The sequence below is a fragment of the Massilia cavernae genome, assembly GCF_003590855.1.
Lineage (GTDB): Bacteria > Pseudomonadota > Gammaproteobacteria > Burkholderiales > Burkholderiaceae_D > Telluria_A > Telluria_A cavernae.
Genome location: NZ_QYUP01000024.1, coordinates 1 through 15,188, shown reverse-complemented (window position 1 = coordinate 15,188; position 15,188 = coordinate 1). Strand labels below are relative to the sequence as shown.

The window sequence follows — 15,188 nt, the reverse complement described above, 5'->3', positions numbered from 1 at the left end:
CAAAAGGTACAACAAATTAATTGCTTAGCAAAGACGAAATTCGATTTTTTATTGGCTGCACCACCGTAAACGTCCGCGCGGTGCGATGGTGGACGGTCATGGTGCGGAAGTTGTAAGCAGATGCAAGTGGCATGCACCGCGGTAGGGCGGGGTGGGTAGAAGAGTTGATGTGGCGTTGATGTAGGGCGGACAAGCGCGAATGCGCGCCTCCGCGGGTTACGCACATATGTACGCCGGGGGAGCCTACTTGAGGGCCTTGAGATGCGCGATCTCCTGCGCCACGGCCCGCACGACGATCTTCTCGATGGTGTCCTGCAGCCCGTGCCTGATCTCCTCGGTCAGCCCGGACACCGCATGCCGCAGCACTTCCTCCATGCTGTCCTTCAGCCGCTGCTCCAGCACGAAGTCGACCCGGCTCTGCAACTGGTGCAGGACCCTTTCATGCAGACGCCGCTCCACCAGCTCCCAGTCCTGCTCGCCCAGGCTCGCAAGCGCAGGCTCGGACGCAGCCGGTGGCGCCGGTGCCGGCGCCTCCGCCTTCTCCTGGAACACCTCGGTCAAGACCGGAATGCTTGCATCGAACGCCGGGTTGGAATTCATCAGAATTGCTCCGAGAAACCCTGTACTTCAGGGCAGGGAGTGAAAGGAGCCGGGCGCGAAGCGCCTGCAGCCGTCCAAGTGAAAAAAAGTTTTGAACTTTGGTGTTGGTCCACGGTCAAACTCCATAAGTGCTTCAGTATGCGATTACGCGCTGGGGCATGATTTACTAGTACCGCTTTCTCCAATCCGCAGTCGCTTTAGGCGAGGTCGAGAGATATCCTGCGGATTGAATAAGAAGCTGGGCTCTTTCAGTCCAGCTTCCGTCTGGGACATCAGACGCCAGCAGTGGGAATCCCCTTTCGTTCACGAAGGGGAGGATGTCAAGTCTGGCCTGCGACGAAATGAGTCAGTGGATAGGATTGCTTCTTGTATGCGACGTAACGCTTGCGCCCCTCGGCCGCGTCTTCCTCGTCGGTCGAGATGATCTCGAACACGCGCTGGAAGCGGTCGACATGCGCCGGAACCCGCCGCGTCAGGTTCACCAGCATGTCGGCATGCGGCAGCTCCGCCTGCTCGTCATCGGTGACGATGATCGGCGTGACGGAAGCAAGCGCGTCGCCGGCCATCACGTGCGGCAGGAAGTCGGTCTCCGACAGGTTCCACAGCGCCTCGTCCAGCGCCGCTGCCTGGGCGGCGTCTTCGGCCAGCAGCACCAGCTTGCCGCGCGCGGCGTAGGCCTTGCGCGCCAGCCGGCAGGCGTAGGTGAGCTTGTCGGGGATATTGGTATGGAAGTCGATGCGGGTCATGTGCGCTTCAGAATTGGAAGCCGGGCGGCGTGTCGTTTTTCTTCTTGTCGCGTTCTGCCTTCCAGCGCGCCGCGGCGGCGTCGGCTTCGGCCACGCGCACCAGGTCGCGTGCTTCGCGTTCGGCCGCGTTGGGTGCTGGCGCGGCCGCCGGCGCCATCGGCGCCGCGGCTACCGGCGCTGCGTTGCGGTAGCGTGCGGGAAGGATGTTCTTGGCCGGGTAGGCGGCGGCGTCCAGCGCCCCGTTCCATGCCGACGGCTCGAAGCCGACCAGCTTTGTGCGCCCGACCACAAGCATCGGCAGCCGGCCTTCGCTGCCCGCTTCCTTCAGCTTGACCTGGTCCTCGTAGGTGGAGACGGTTTTCTCCGCATACGGGATGCCGCGCGTTTGCAGCATCTTGCGGCCGTCGTCGCAGCCCTTGCAGTCGACCGCGGTGTACAGCGTCACCGGCGCCGCCCGCGACGCGCTGACCAGCGCATACGGCAGCGGCACCAGCTCCGCGCCGGGCGTCAGGGCCTTGACCTCGGCCTTCTTGCCATCGGGCGCGGGCGTGTCGCTGTAATGCGTCACGCCTTTCGAGTCCACCCATTTGTACATCTGTTGCGCGTTCGCGCCCGCTGCACAAAGCAGCAGGAGCATCGGCGCAGCGCGCAGTATCGTAGCCAGTTCCATAAGTTCTCCCGGCATGGCCCTTGTCAGGACTGCATGCCGCTATGCCTCAACAGGGCGTCGATGTTCGGTTCGCGGCCGCGGAAGGCCTTGAACGATTCCAGCGCCGGACGCGATCCGCCGGTCGCCAGGATCTCTTGCTGGAAGCGCTTGCCGGTTTCTTCCGACAGCTTGCCTCCGCCAGCTTCCACCGCTTCCTCGAAGGCGGCGTAAGCGTCCGCGGACAAGACTTCAGCCCACTTGTAGCTATAGTACCCGGCCGCATACCCTCCTGAGAAGATATGGCCGAACGAATGCTGGAAGCGGTTGAACGCCGGCGGCATCATCACCGAGAACTTCTGGCGCACGTCGTTGATCAGTTCCTGCACGCTGCGCGCGCTGGCCGGGTCGTAGTCGTAGTGCAGGTGCATGTCGACCAGCGAGAACTCGACCTGGCGCAGGGTCTGCATCCCGGACTGGAAGTTTTTCGCGGCCAGCATCTTGTCGTACAGCCCGCGCTGCAGCGGTTCGCCGGTTTGCACGTGGGCGGTCATGTGCTGCAATACATCCCACTCCCAGCAGAAGTTTTCCATGAACTGCGACGGCAGTTCCACCGCATCCCACTCGACGCCCGAGATGCCGGCCACGCCCAGTTCTTCGACTTCGGTCAGCATGTGGTGCAGGCCGTGGCCGAATTCGTGGAACAGGGTGGTCACTTCGTCGTGCGTGAACAGCGACGGCTGCATCACGCCGTCCACTTCGGCCGGCGGCGTGAAGTTGCAGGTCAGGTAGGCCACCGGGGTCTGGATGATGCCGAAGTTGTCGAGCTTGCGGCCGCGCGCGTCGTCCATCCATGCGCCGCCGCCCTTGCCGGCGCGTGCATACAGGTCGAAGTAGAACTGGCCTACCAGCGCGCCATCGCGCTCGATGCGGTAGAAGCGGACGTCCGGGTGCCATACAGGCGCCACGTCCGGCTTGATCTCTACCGAGAACAGGCTTTGCACCAGGCGGAACAGGCCGTCGATGACCTTCGGCTCGGGGAAGTATTCCTTCACTTCCTGCGCCGAGAAGGCGTAGCGGCGCTCGCGCAGCTTTTCCGACGCATAGGCGACGTCCCAGGCTTCGAGCGTGTCGATGTCGAGTTCCGCTTTGGCGAAGGCGCGCAGTTCTTCCAGGTCTTTTTCGGCGAATGGACGCGCGCGTTTGGCCAGGTCTTCGAGGAACTCGATCACGTGCTCGGGGCTTTGCGCCATCTTCGGCACCAGCGACACTTCGGCGAAGTTGCGGTAGTCGAGCAGGCGGGCTTCCTCGTTACGCAGGCGCAGCAGCTTCGAGATGTTCTCGCTGTTGTCCCACTTCTCCATCTCGCTGAAGAAGGTGCCCTGTTCCGACGCCTTGGTGGCGCTGGCGCGGTAGATGGTCTCGCGCAGCTGGCGGTTGTCGGCGAACTGCAGCAGCGGGAAGTAGGACGGGAAGTGCAGCGTGAACTGGAAGCCGGTCTTGCCGTCCTTTTCGGCGGCGGCGCGCGCGGCGGCCTTGACGTCTTCCGGCACGCCGGACAGGTCGAGCTCCGTGCTCACCAGCAGCTTGTAGTCGTTGGTCGCATCCAGCACGTTCTCGGAGAAGCGGGTCGACACGGCCGCCTGCTCTTCCTGGATCTCGGCGAAGCGTTCCTTTTTATCGTCCGGCAGTTCGGCGCCGCCGAGGCGGAAGTCGCGCACCGCATTGCCTACCAGCTTCTGGCGCGCCGGCGACAGCGAAGCGAAGTCCAGGCTGGCCGCGATCGCCTTGTACTTGGCGAACAGCGCTTCGTTCTGCGACAGCGCGGTCCAGAACTCGGTGATCTTCGGCAGGTTTTCGTTGTAGGTCGCGCGCAGTTCCGGCGTATCGGCCACGTTGTTCAGGTGGTTCACGATGCCCCAGGCGCGGCCCAGGCGTTCGGTCGTTTCTTCCAGCGGCACGACGAAGTTTTCCCAAGTGACGTGGTCCTGCGGCGCTTCGAGCTGGGCGACCACCTTGCTGGCGTGGTCGATCAGCTCGGTGATCGCAGGGGTGACGTGTTCGGGCTTGAACAGGTCGAAGCGCGGCAGGCCGGAAAAATCGAGGAGTGGATTTGCTGTAGTGGTCATGGTCGTTTTCCAGTTCGTTGTGCGCGGCCTTGCCGCCTTGCGTTCGTCAGGTGCGTTCCGCTGCTTCCACCGTATTCATCAGCAGCATGGTGATGGTCATCGGGCCCACGCCGCCAGGCACCGGCGTGATGTGCGAGGCCACTTCGCGCACGCCCGCGGTATCGACGTCGCCGCACAGCTTGCCGTTGTCGTCGCGGTTCATGCCGACGTCGATGACGATGGCGCCAGGCTTGACCATGTCGGCGGTCAGCGTATTGCGGCGGCCGACGGCGGCCACCACCACGTCGGCCTGGCGGGTGTGGTAGCCCAGGTCCGCGGTCGCGCTATGGCAGATGGTCACGGTGGCGTTGGCTTGCAAGAGCAGCAGCGCCATCGGCTTGCCGACAGTGTTGGAGCGGCCGATCACGACGGCGTGCTTGCCGCGCAGGTCGACCCCGGTGCTTTCGATCAGCTTCATGCAGCCGTACGGCGTGCATGGGCGGAAGCCGGTCAGGCCGGTCATCAGTTCGCCGGCCGACAGCACCGAGTAACCGTCGACGTCCTTGGTGGCCGAAATGGCTTCGATCACCTTGTGCGGGTTGATGTGCTTCGGCAGCGGCATCTGGACCAGGATGCCGTGGATGGCCGGGTCATTGTTCAGCGAGGCGATGCGGTCGAGCAGGGCGGCTTCGGTCAGGTCGGCGTCGTATTTCTCCAGCACCGAGTGGAAGCCGACGTCGCCGCAGGCCTTGACCTTGTTGCGTACATACACCTGGCTGGCTGGATCTTCCCCCACCAGGATCACCGCCAGCCCGGGCTGCTTGCCCTGGGCAGTCAGTTTGGCGGCGCGCTGGGCGATTTCCGAGCGCAGTTGTTGGGAGAGGGCGATTCCGTCGATCAGTTGAGCAGGCATGATGGCAAATAGGTCAGGGGAAAACCGCGATTATAAGTCGGGAAGCCCCAACCCGCCTCCCAGCCGCCGCGCTGAAGCCGCCAAAAGCGCCGGATGTTGTTTCCTGGGTAAGAATAATCGCTGTTGCAAAGTGTGATTCCACGATATGAAATGCGCTTTCGTAATTTGAAAAAGTCCAAAAGTGCTGTTAGAATCGTCGCACTAATTAATGGTATTTTTAAACACTTCGCAAAAACGTCCGACAGCGATCACGGGATCGGGTAGGGCACTTACAAAGGAGACGCATTAATGTCAGCTCAACTCGACCAGTTGACGGCACAAGCCGCCAACGATCCGGATACGCTCGAAACCAGGGAATGGCTCGACGCGCTTGAGGCGGTCATCGAAAACGAAGGCCCGGAGCGCGCGCACTACCTGATGGAGCGCCTGGTCGACCTCGCGCGCCGCCGCGGCGCCACTATCCCGTTCTCCAGCAATACCGCCTACGTCAACACCATTCCCACCCACCTCGAAGAACACTGCCCGGGCAACCTCGAATTCGAAGAGCGCCTGCGCTCGTGGATGCGCTGGAATGCGATGGCGATGGTGGTCAAGGCCAACCGCGCCGACGGCGACCTCGGTGGCCATATCTCGTCGTTCGCCTCGCTGGCCAACATGCTCGGCATCGGCTTCAACCACTTCTGGAAGGCCCCGAGCGAAGGCCACGGCGGCGACCTGCTGTACATCCAGGGCCACTCCTCGCCAGGCATCTACGCCCGCGCCTACCTCGAAGGCCGCATTACCGAAGACCAGCTGCTGAACTTCCGCCGCGAAGTCGACGGCAAGGGCCTGTCCTCGTACCCGCACCCGAAACTGATGCCGAAGTTCTGGCAGTTCCCGACCGTGTCGATGGGCCTCGGCCCGCTGATGGCGATCTACCAGGCGCGTTTCCTGAAGTACCTGCATGCGCGCGGCATCGCCGACACCGAAAACCGCAAGGTCTGGGTGTTCTGCGGCGACGGCGAGATGGACGAGCCGGAATCGATGGGCGCGATCGGCATGGCCTCGCGCGAACGCCTCGACAACCTGGTCATGGTCGTCAACTGCAACCTGCAGCGCCTGGACGGTCCTGTGCGCGGCAACGGCAAGATCATCCAGGAACTGGAAGCGGACTTCCGCGGCGCCGGCTGGAACGTGGTAAAGGTCATCTGGGGCCCGGGCTGGGACACCCTGCTGGCCAAGGACAAGGACGGCATCCTGCAGCGCGTGATGATGGAAACCGTCGACGGCGAATACCAGAACTACAAGGCCAAGGACGGCGCCTACGTGCGCAAGAACTTCTTCGGCAAGCATCCCGACCTGCTGAAGATGGTCGCCAACATGACCGACGACGACATCTGGCGCCTGACCCGCGGCGGCCACGATCCGCACAAGATCTACGCCGCGTTCAAGAACGCGCAGGACAACAAGGGTTCGCCGACCGTGCTGCTGGTGAAGACCGTCAAGGGTTTCGGCATGGGCAAGTCGGGCGAGGCGCGCAACACCGCGCACCAGACCAAGAAGCTGGACGACGAGGCGATCCGCGAAATGCGCGACCGCTTCGCCATCCCTATCCCGGACGACAAGCTGAAGGACATCCCGTTCTTCAAGCCGGCCGAGGATTCGCCTGAGATGCAGTACCTGCACGAACGCCGCAAGGCGCTCGGCGGCTACCTGCCGCAGCGCCGCGAAAAAGCGGAAGAAGCGCTGCCGGTGCCGGAACTGTCGGCATTCCAGAACGTGCTGGACGCCACCGCGGAAGGCCGCGAAATCTCGACCACGCAGGCCTTCGTGCGCATCATCTCGGCGCTGCTGCGCGACCAGCACCTGGCACAGCGCATCGTGCCTATCCTGGTCGACGAATCGCGCACCTTCGGCATGGAAGGCCTGTTCCGCCAGATCGGCATCTTCAACCAGCAGGGTCAGTTGTACGAGCCGGTCGACAAGGACCAGGTGATGTACTACCGCGAAGACAAGGCCGGCCAGATCCTCCAGGAAGGCATCAACGAAGCGGGCGGCATGAGCTCGTGGATCGCCGCGGCGACCTCGTACTCGACCAACAACCGCGTGATGATCCCGTTCTACACGTTCTACTCGATGTTCGGCATGCAGCGCATCGGCGATCTGGCCTGGGCGGCAGGCGACATGCGCGCACGCGGCTTCCTGATGGGCGGAACCGCGGGCCGCACCACGCTGAACGGCGAAGGCCTGCAGCACGAAGATGGCCACAGCCACATCATGGCGGCGACCATCCCGAACTGCATGCCGTACGACCCGACCTTCGGGCATGAACTGGCGGTGATCGTGCACGACGGCCTGCGCCGCATGGTGGCGAACCAGGAAGACGTGTACTACTACATCACCATCATGAACGAAAACTATCCGCAGCCGGGCCTGAAGGCCGGTTCGGAAGAGGGCATCCTGAAGGGCATGTACCTGCTGCAGGAAGGCGCCGCCGACGCCAAGCAGCGCGTCCAGCTGATCGGTTCGGGCACCATCCTGCGCGAGTCGATCGCCGCGGCCGAACTGCTGCAGAACGACTGGGGCATCGCGGCCGACGTATGGTCCGCTCCTTCGCTGACCCTGATCGCCCGTGACGGCCAGGATGCGGAACGCTGGAACCTGGTCAACCCGACCGCCGAACAGCGCGTGCCTTACGTGACCTCGCTGATGAAGGACACCTCGGGCCCGATCATCGCCACCACCGACTACATGCGCCTGTTCGCCGAGCAGATCCGCGCCTTCATTCCGAAGGACCGCACTTACCGCGTGCTGGGCACGGACGGCTTCGGCCGCTCGGACAGCCGCGTCAAGCTGCGCGAGTTCTTCGAGGTGAACCGCTACTACGTCACCGTCGCGGCCCTCAAGTCGCTGGCGGACGAAGGCAAGATCGAAGCATCGGTCGTCGCCGACGCGGTAGCGAAGTACGGCATCGATCCGAACAAGCCGAATCCGGTGACTCAATAACGCCACTAACGTCGCTCTCGCGAAAGCGGGAGCCCATGCTGAGCGTGCATGGCCTGCTCAGCATAGGTTCCCGCGTGCGCGGGAACGACGTTGGCTAACTCAAAAAACAACGGAGCAACGACATGAGCGTAGTGGAAGTTAAAGTCCCGGACATCGGCGACTTCAAGGAAGTCGAAGTGATCGAACTGCTGGTCAAGGTGGGCGACACCATCAAGGTCGACCAGTCGCTGGCCACGGTGGAATCCGACAAGGCCAGTATGGAGATCCCGTCCAGCCAGGCTGGCGTGGTCAAGGAAATCAAAATCAAGGTAGGCGACAAGGTCGCTGAAGGTTCGCTGATCCTGATGGTGGAAGCGGCCGAAGGCGGCGGCGCCGCACCGGCAGCCGCACCAGCACCGGCGGCCGCACCTGCGCCAGCCGCAGCGGCTCCGGCAGCACCGGCGCCAGCACCTGCACCAGCGGCGCCAGCTCCAGCCGCCGCGCCTGCCCCTGCCGAAGCCGCACCGGCATCGAACGGCAAGGCCCATGCATCGCCGTCGATCCGCAAGTTCGCGCGCGAACTGGGCGTAGACCTGACCCGCGTGCCTGGCACCGGGCCGAAATCCCGCATCACCCAGCAGGACGTGCAAAACTTCGTCAAGGGCGTGATGGCTGGCGGCGCCGCTGCCGGCAAGCCTGCCGCGGGCGGCACCGGCGTCGGCCTCGACCTGCTGCCATGGCCGTCGCTGGACTTCTCCAAGTTCGGCCCGACCGAACTGCTGCCGCTGTCGCGCATCAAGAAGATCAGCGGCCCGAACCTGCACCGCAACTGGGTGATGATCCCGCACGTGACGCAGTTCGACGAATCCGACGTGACCGACCTCGAACAGTTCCGCGTCGATTCGAACGCGGCGCTGGCCAAGGCCAAGTCGACCGTCAAGCTGACCATGCTGGCATTCGTCATCAAGGCCAGCGTCGCGGCGCTGAAGAAGTACCCGGCGTTCAACGCATCGATCGACGGCACCGGCGCCAACCTGATCCTCAAGCAGTACTACAACATCGGCTTCGCGGCCGACACGCCGAACGGCCTGGTGGTCCCGGTCATCAAGGATGCCGACAAGAAGTCGATCTCGCAGATCGCCACCGAAATGGGCGAGCTGTCGGGCCAGGCGCGCGACGGCAAACTGAGCCCGGCCAACATGCAGGGCGCGACCTTCACCATCTCGTCGCTGGGCGGCATTGGCGGCACCGCGTTCACGCCGATCATCAACGCACCGGAAGTGGCGATCCTTGGCCTGTCCAAGTCGTCCATGAAGCCTGTGTGGGACGGCAAGGCATTCCAGCCGCGCCTGATGCTGCCGCTGTCGCTGTCGTACGACCACCGCGTGATCGACGGCGCGATGGCCGCACGCTTCACCGCATACCTGGCCGAAGTCATGGCCGACCTGCGCAAGTCACTGCTTTAAGGAGATCGGGCGAATGAGCACTATCGACGTTAAGGTTCCGAATATCGGCGACTTCAAGGAAGTGGAAGTCATCGAGGTCATGATCAAGGCTGGCGACACCATCAAGGTCGACCAGTCGCTGGTCACGGTCGAATCCGACAAGGCCAGCATGGAGATTCCTTCCACCCACGCCGGCGTGGTCAAGGAAGTCAAGGTCAAGGTGGGCGACAAGATCGGCGAAGGTTCGCTGCTGCTGACGGTGGAAGAATCGGCGGGCGCACCCGCTGCAGCGGCGCCTGCTGCTGCCCCGGCGCCTGCCCAGGTGGCTCCTGCCCCTGCGGCGGTGGCACCTGCCCCGGCCGCACCGGCTGCTGCCGCCATCCCGGCCGGCAGCTACACCGGCAAGGTCGACATCGAATGCGAAATGATGGTGCTGGGCGCAGGTCCTGGCGGCTATTCGGCGGCATTCCGCGCGGCCGACCTGGGCATGAACACGGTGCTGATCGAGCGTTACGAAACGCTGGGCGGCGTGTGCCTGAACGTGGGCTGCATCCCGTCCAAGGCGCTGCTGCACGTTGCGGCCGTCATCGACGAGACCAAGGGCATGGCCAAGCACGGCGTGTCGTTCGCCGCGCCGGAGATCAACATCGACGAACTGCGCGCCTACAAGGATGGCGTAGTCAAGAAGATGACCGGCGGCCTGAATTTCATGGCCAAGTCGCGCAAGGTCAACGTGGTAACCGGCGTCGGCCAGTTCGTCAGCCCGAACCACGTCGAAGTGACCGCGGCGGACGGCAGCAAGAAGGTCGTCGCGTTCCAGAAGGCGATCATCGCGGCCGGTTCGGCAGTGGTGAACCTGCCGTTCGTGCCGAAGGATCCGCGCATCGTCGATTCGACCGGCGCGCTGGAACTGCGCCAGGTGCCCAAGCGCATGCTGGTCATCGGCGGCGGCATCATCGGCCTGGAAATGGCTACGGTCTACTCCACCCTCGGCTCGCGCATCGACGTGGTCGAGATGATGGACGGCCTGATGCAGGGCGCCGACCGCGACATGGTGCGCGTCTGGCAGAAGTTCAACGAGAAGCGCTTCGATAACATCATGACCAAGACCAAGACCGTCGGCGTGGAAGCGCTGCCGGAAGGGATCAAGGTCACCTTCGAAGCGGCGGAAGCCGGCGCCACCGCGCCTGAACCGCAGGTCTACGACATGGTACTGGTGGCGGTTGGCCGCAGCCCGAACGGCGGCAAGGTCGCCGCCGACAAGGCCGGCGTCACCGTGACCGACCGCGGTTTCATTCCGGTCGACGGCCAGATGCGCACCAACGTACCGCACATCTTCGCCATCGGCGACCTGGTAGGCCAGCCTATGCTCGCGCACAAGGCGGTCCATGAGGCGCATGTGGCGGCGGAAGCGGCACACGGCGAGAAGGCCTTCTTCGACGTCAAGGTGATCCCGTCGGTCGCGTACACCGATCCGGAAGTGGCATGGGTAGGCATTACCGAAGACGAAGCCAAGGCCAAGGGCATCAAGCTGGAGAAGGGCCACTTCCCGTGGAGCGCCAGCGGACGTGCTGTTGCGAATGGCCGCGACGAAGGCTTCACCAAGCTGCTGTTCGACGCCGAGACCCACCGTATCGTTGGTGGCGGCATCGTCGGCACGCATGCGGGCGACATGATCGGCGAGATCGCGCTGGCGATCGAGATGGGCGCCGACGGCATCGACATCGGCAAGACGATCCACCCGCACCCGACCTTGGGCGAGTCGATCGGCATGGCGGCCGAAGCATACGAAGGCGTGTGCACCGACCTGCCGCCGCCGCGCAAGCGCTGATAGCAGGAGCCGGAAACAGAACGGGGACCGATATCGGTCCCCGTTGTTTTTTGGCGCGCCTCTGACAGGCGTGTAATGCAGCATGGATGCTGCGCATGCTCTTTTATTAGTTATAAATCGTCGAACGGGTTGGAATATCGATGCTGCCAGAGCGCGCGGCATCGGCATATGCCCGCATTTCCTCGACCAGCGTTTCCATTTGCTCATCGCCCGGGTTCTGGAGGAACCCTTTCAGGCGTTCGTGCAGCGATGCCTGCTTATCGCGCCATTCATATCGTGCCGACTTGCTCATGATGCCTCCCTCGTCTGACGCAGTGCCTGCGCCTTGTTTTTAGCATACATAAAACACCTCCGGTAAAGATGTCAGGATGCACTAATCGTACACAACACTCGGTGCGATGGCGCACATAGGGGATTACAATTGGCGCCTCACGGCTCCACTAAAAAGGCATTCATCAGAATTGCTCCGAGAAACCGTGTACTTCAGGGCAGGGAGTGAAAGGAGCCGGGCGCGTAGCGCCCGCAGCCGTCCAGGTGAAAAATGTTTTGAACTTTGGTGTTGGTCCACGGTCAAACTCCATAAGTGCTTCAGTATGCGATTACGCGCTGGTGCATGATTTACTAGTACCGCTTTTTCCAATCCGCAGTCGCTTTAGGCGAGGTCGAGAGATATCCTGCGGATTGAATAAGAAGCTGGGCTACTTTCAGTCCGGCTTCCGTCTGGGGCATCAGACGCCAGCAGTGGGAATCCCCTTTCGTTCACGAAGGGGAGGATGTCAAGAAGACCCGATTCCTCTCATTCCTCGTGGCGGCAGCTTTCTGCGCCGGCGCGCATGCCGCGGAAGCGAACGTCAACACGCTGGCTGCGCAAGCGGGAACGCCCGCGCAGCTGGCCAGGCTGGCCAAGCGCTTCGAACCGGTCGAACTGCGCGCGGACGTTTCGCACCTGTCGGCCGGCGACAGGGCCGCCATCGCCAAGCTGATCGAAGCGGCGAAGATCGTCGACGTGCTGCAGCTGCGCCAGCGCTGGTCGCAGAATGAAGCGCTATGGGACGCGTTGAAGAAGGATGCCACGCCGCTGGGCAAGGCGCGCCTCGACTACTTCTGGCTGAACAAAGGGCCGTGGTCGCACCTGGACGGCAACCAGTCCTTCATGCCGGCGGAGTACAAGGGCATCAAGGTCCCCGCGCACAAGCCGGCTGGCGCCAACTTCTATCCCGAAGGCGCGACCAAGGAGTCGCTGGAAGCGTGGATGAACGCGCTGCCGCCCGAGGACAAGCAGGACGCGCAATGGTTCTTCACCACCATCCGCAGCGGCGCGGACGGCAAATACAAGATCGTGAAGTATTCGGACGAATACCGCCCGGAGCTCGAGAAGCTGGGCGCGCTGCTGCGCGAGGCGGCCGCATCGACCGATAACGCATCGCTTAAAAAATTCCTGACGCTGCGCGCCGACGCCTTCCTGTCGAACGACTACCTCGAATCGGACTTCGCATGGATGGACCTCGACTCGCCGGTCGACATCACCATCGGACCCTACGAGACCTACAACGACGAACTGTTTGGCTACAAGGCCGCGTTTGAAGCGTATGTCAGCATCCGCGACGACAAGGAGACCAACAAGCTGAACTTCTTCGGCAAGTACATGCAGGAGCTTGAAGACAACCTCCCGATGGACAAGAAGTACCGCAACCCGAAGGTAGGCGCGATGGCGCCGATGGTGGTGGTGAACGAAGTGTACGGCGCGGGCGACGGCAACATGGGCGTGCAAACGGCGGCCTACAACCTGCCGAACGACGAGCGTATCATCAGCAAGCGCGGCTCGAAGCGCGTGATGCTGAAGAACGTGCAGGAAGCGAAGTTCAAGTCGACGCTGACGCCGATCGCCAGGCTGGTGCTGTGTCCGGAAGCGCAGAAGGACCTCGACTTCGACTCCTTCTTCACCCACATCCTCGCGCACGAAATCATGCACGGGCTCGGGCCGCACGCCACCAAGATCGACGGCAAGGACTCGACCCCGCGCCAGGACCTGAAGGAAGCCTATTCGACCATCGAGGAAGCCAAGGCCGACGTGACGGGCCTGTGGGCGCTGATGTACATGATGGACAAGGGCCTGCTGAAGGACACGCTGGGGCAGGGCGAAGCGGCCGGGCGCAAGCTGCACAACACCTTCCTCGCATCCGCGTTCCGCACGCTGCACTTCGGGCTGACCGACTCGCACGCGCGCGGCATGGCGATCCAGTTCAACTACCTGCTGGACAAGGGCGCGTTCGTATCGCATGGCGACGGCACCTTCTCGGTCGACTTCAAGAAGATCAAGCAGGCGGTGGCCGACCTTGACCGCGAGTTCCTGACGATCGAAGCGACCGGCGACTACGCACGGGCGAAGGAGATGATGGCGAAGTACGTCGTCATCCGTCCCGACGTGAAGAAGGCGCTGGACAAGATGAAGACGGTACCGAACGACATCAGGCCCCGGTTCACGACTGCTAAAAGCTTAGTAAAATAGCGGAGCCCACGGAACTCGGGGAAAATCGTACGCCAAGGGCTGACCAAGTTCCGCAGCGGCCGGAACGGCCCGTTCTGGAGCTTCCGGCTTCGACGGCACGCTCCAGATAAACCGAATTCCACACGTACTACGATGTCCGTGCCAATGCCTTCAAGCCGATTCATTCTCTTGCGCCGGAGGCGGCGCGCATAGGGTTTTCATCCGCTGTTGCAGCAAGATGCTTTGTGCCGTCAGGCGCAATATCATCGGATGCAGTGCTTCCAATCTGCCGATTCGACTCATTAAGACCTGTCCCGCCAGGTCCATTGCGCTGCCCTTGCAGGCGAATACGATCTTGTTGAGCGCATCCAGCGCATCGATAACAACAGCAGCGCCATTGAAGGCACGATCGATGCGCTCCACAAGCACCTGTGTCTCTACCGCGTCGCCGAGCAGATTGACCACCACGATCCCGTCCTGCGTCAAGGCTTGGTGGCAGTCGTCATAGAAGCGCTCGCTGCACAGTTGCGGCGGCTGTCCGTTTCTATCAAAGCCGTCGATCATCAGCACGTCAAACCGGTTTTCAGTTTGTTGTATGAAATCGGCGCCATCCATGCAATGCACCTGGAACCGCTCGTCGTCCGGGGGAATGTGGAATTGATCTCGTATCGCAATGACATGCGGATCGATTTCGGCCACAGCAATGGCAGCGTTGGGTAAATGGCGATAGCAGAACTTGGCAAGCGAGCCGCCCCCCAATCCGATCATTCCGATTTTTTTCGGCTCGGGATTGAAGAGCAAGAATCCCATCATTGATTGCGTGTAGCCCAATACCAGCTCATCGGGGCTATCGATACGCATTTCGCTCTGCAGCGCCAGAACGTCGAACATCAGCGACAGCGTATTGCGCTTTTTGTAAAGGATGGGTTTGCCAGTCTGAGACAGGGCGACTAGTCGCAAGAAATCGTCTATCAGCATGGCGATGTAATGCGGTGTGGGCGGCAGCTCATTGGCAAGAAGCAGTGATTCGATGTAATCGCGCAGCCTTGGCATGAGTCGCGACGGCGGCAATGCGACCGACTGGTCCGCGGCCAGCCGCCCCAGGCTGGCCATGACCCGCAGCTCAAACAGAGGCGGGGGGCGCGACGTTCGCAATCTTCGGTAAGGCATAGGTTACCATGTGATTATAATGCAATGACAATTCCTGCAGCATATAATGAGTGCGAAATGTACGTCAAGTCTGCGTGAAAAGTGCTGCCAGGCAATGAGAAGCGCCTTGACGTGAAAACGACACCCGTGGGGTAATGTAAAAAACAATCCATTCAGTGAAATAGCAGGCATGCCATGATCAATATTCTGGAAGCGCACCGCGCCGGTCTGTTCAGGAAGGGAAACATCCTTTCCAACGTGATTGCCGGCGTCATCGTCGGCATTGTCGCCTTGCCAC

At 62.3% G+C, this 15,188-nt stretch carries 11 protein-coding genes; 4 read left to right on the top strand and 7 right to left on the bottom strand.

What is annotated here, in order from left to right; translation table 11 throughout:
* Positions 1–243: 243 nt before the first annotated feature.
* The 5 genes from D3872_RS02875 to folD form a co-directional block, all read right to left on the bottom strand.
* Positions 244–600, bottom strand: a complete 357-nt coding sequence (locus D3872_RS02875; protein WP_119809391.1) for a DUF2486 family protein — start codon at positions 598–600, stop codon at positions 244–246.
* A gap of 320 nt (positions 601–920) precedes the next feature.
* Positions 921–1,346 carry a DNA polymerase III subunit chi gene (locus D3872_RS02870; RefSeq protein ID WP_119809390.1) on the bottom strand — a complete coding sequence of 142 codons (426 nt, stop codon included), beginning with the start codon at positions 1,344–1,346 and terminating at the stop codon, positions 921–923.
* A 7-nt stretch (positions 1,347–1,353) separates the two neighbouring features.
* On the bottom strand, positions 1,354–2,016 hold the full coding sequence (locus tag D3872_RS02865) for a glutaredoxin family protein (RefSeq protein ID WP_229459127.1): 663 nt from the start codon (positions 2,014–2,016) through the stop codon (positions 1,354–1,356).
* A gap of 23 nt (positions 2,017–2,039) precedes the next feature.
* Entirely contained in the window at positions 2,040–4,121 is a 2,082-nt protein-coding gene (locus D3872_RS02860; RefSeq protein ID WP_119809389.1) for a M3 family metallopeptidase, read from the bottom strand.
* 46 nt (positions 4,122–4,167) lie between these two features.
* Positions 4,168–5,013, bottom strand: coding sequence for a bifunctional methylenetetrahydrofolate dehydrogenase/methenyltetrahydrofolate cyclohydrolase FolD (folD, locus tag D3872_RS02855; protein ID WP_119809388.1), 846 nt, complete (start codon positions 5,011–5,013; stop codon positions 4,168–4,170).
* Between the two features lie 288 nt (positions 5,014–5,301).
* On the opposite strand from folD, the gene aceE reads away from it, so the two are divergent.
* The 3 genes from aceE (at position 5,302) to lpdA (ending at position 11,253) form a co-directional block, all read left to right on the top strand.
* Complete coding sequence (aceE, locus tag D3872_RS02850; RefSeq protein ID WP_119809387.1) at positions 5,302–7,998, top strand: pyruvate dehydrogenase (acetyl-transferring), homodimeric type; 2,697 nt, start codon at positions 5,302–5,304, stop codon at positions 7,996–7,998.
* A gap of 122 nt (positions 7,999–8,120) precedes the next feature.
* Complete coding sequence (gene aceF, locus D3872_RS02845) at positions 8,121–9,443, top strand: dihydrolipoyllysine-residue acetyltransferase (RefSeq protein ID WP_119809386.1); 1,323 nt, start codon at positions 8,121–8,123, stop codon at positions 9,441–9,443.
* A gap of 13 nt (positions 9,444–9,456) precedes the next feature.
* Positions 9,457–11,253, top strand: a complete 1,797-nt coding sequence (gene lpdA / locus D3872_RS02840) for a dihydrolipoyl dehydrogenase (RefSeq protein ID WP_119809385.1) — start codon at positions 9,457–9,459, stop codon at positions 11,251–11,253.
* A 106-nt stretch (positions 11,254–11,359) separates the two neighbouring features.
* Here the strand turns inward: lpdA and D3872_RS02835 are convergent, their stop codons facing one another.
* Positions 11,360–11,545, bottom strand: coding sequence for a hypothetical protein (locus tag D3872_RS02835; RefSeq protein ID WP_119809384.1), 186 nt, complete (start codon positions 11,543–11,545; stop codon positions 11,360–11,362).
* 513 nt (positions 11,546–12,058) lie between these two features.
* Between D3872_RS02835 and D3872_RS02830 the strand changes: the two genes are divergently transcribed.
* On the top strand, positions 12,059–13,762 hold the full coding sequence (locus D3872_RS02830) for a DUF8614 domain-containing protein (protein ID WP_119809383.1): 1,704 nt from the start codon (positions 12,059–12,061) through the stop codon (positions 13,760–13,762).
* A 150-nt stretch (positions 13,763–13,912) separates the two neighbouring features.
* Here the strand turns inward: D3872_RS02830 and D3872_RS02825 are convergent, their stop codons facing one another.
* Positions 13,913–14,854, bottom strand: coding sequence for a fused MFS/spermidine synthase (locus D3872_RS02825; RefSeq protein ID WP_182915656.1), 942 nt, complete (start codon positions 14,852–14,854; stop codon positions 13,913–13,915).
* Positions 14,855–15,188: the final 334 nt, after the last annotated feature.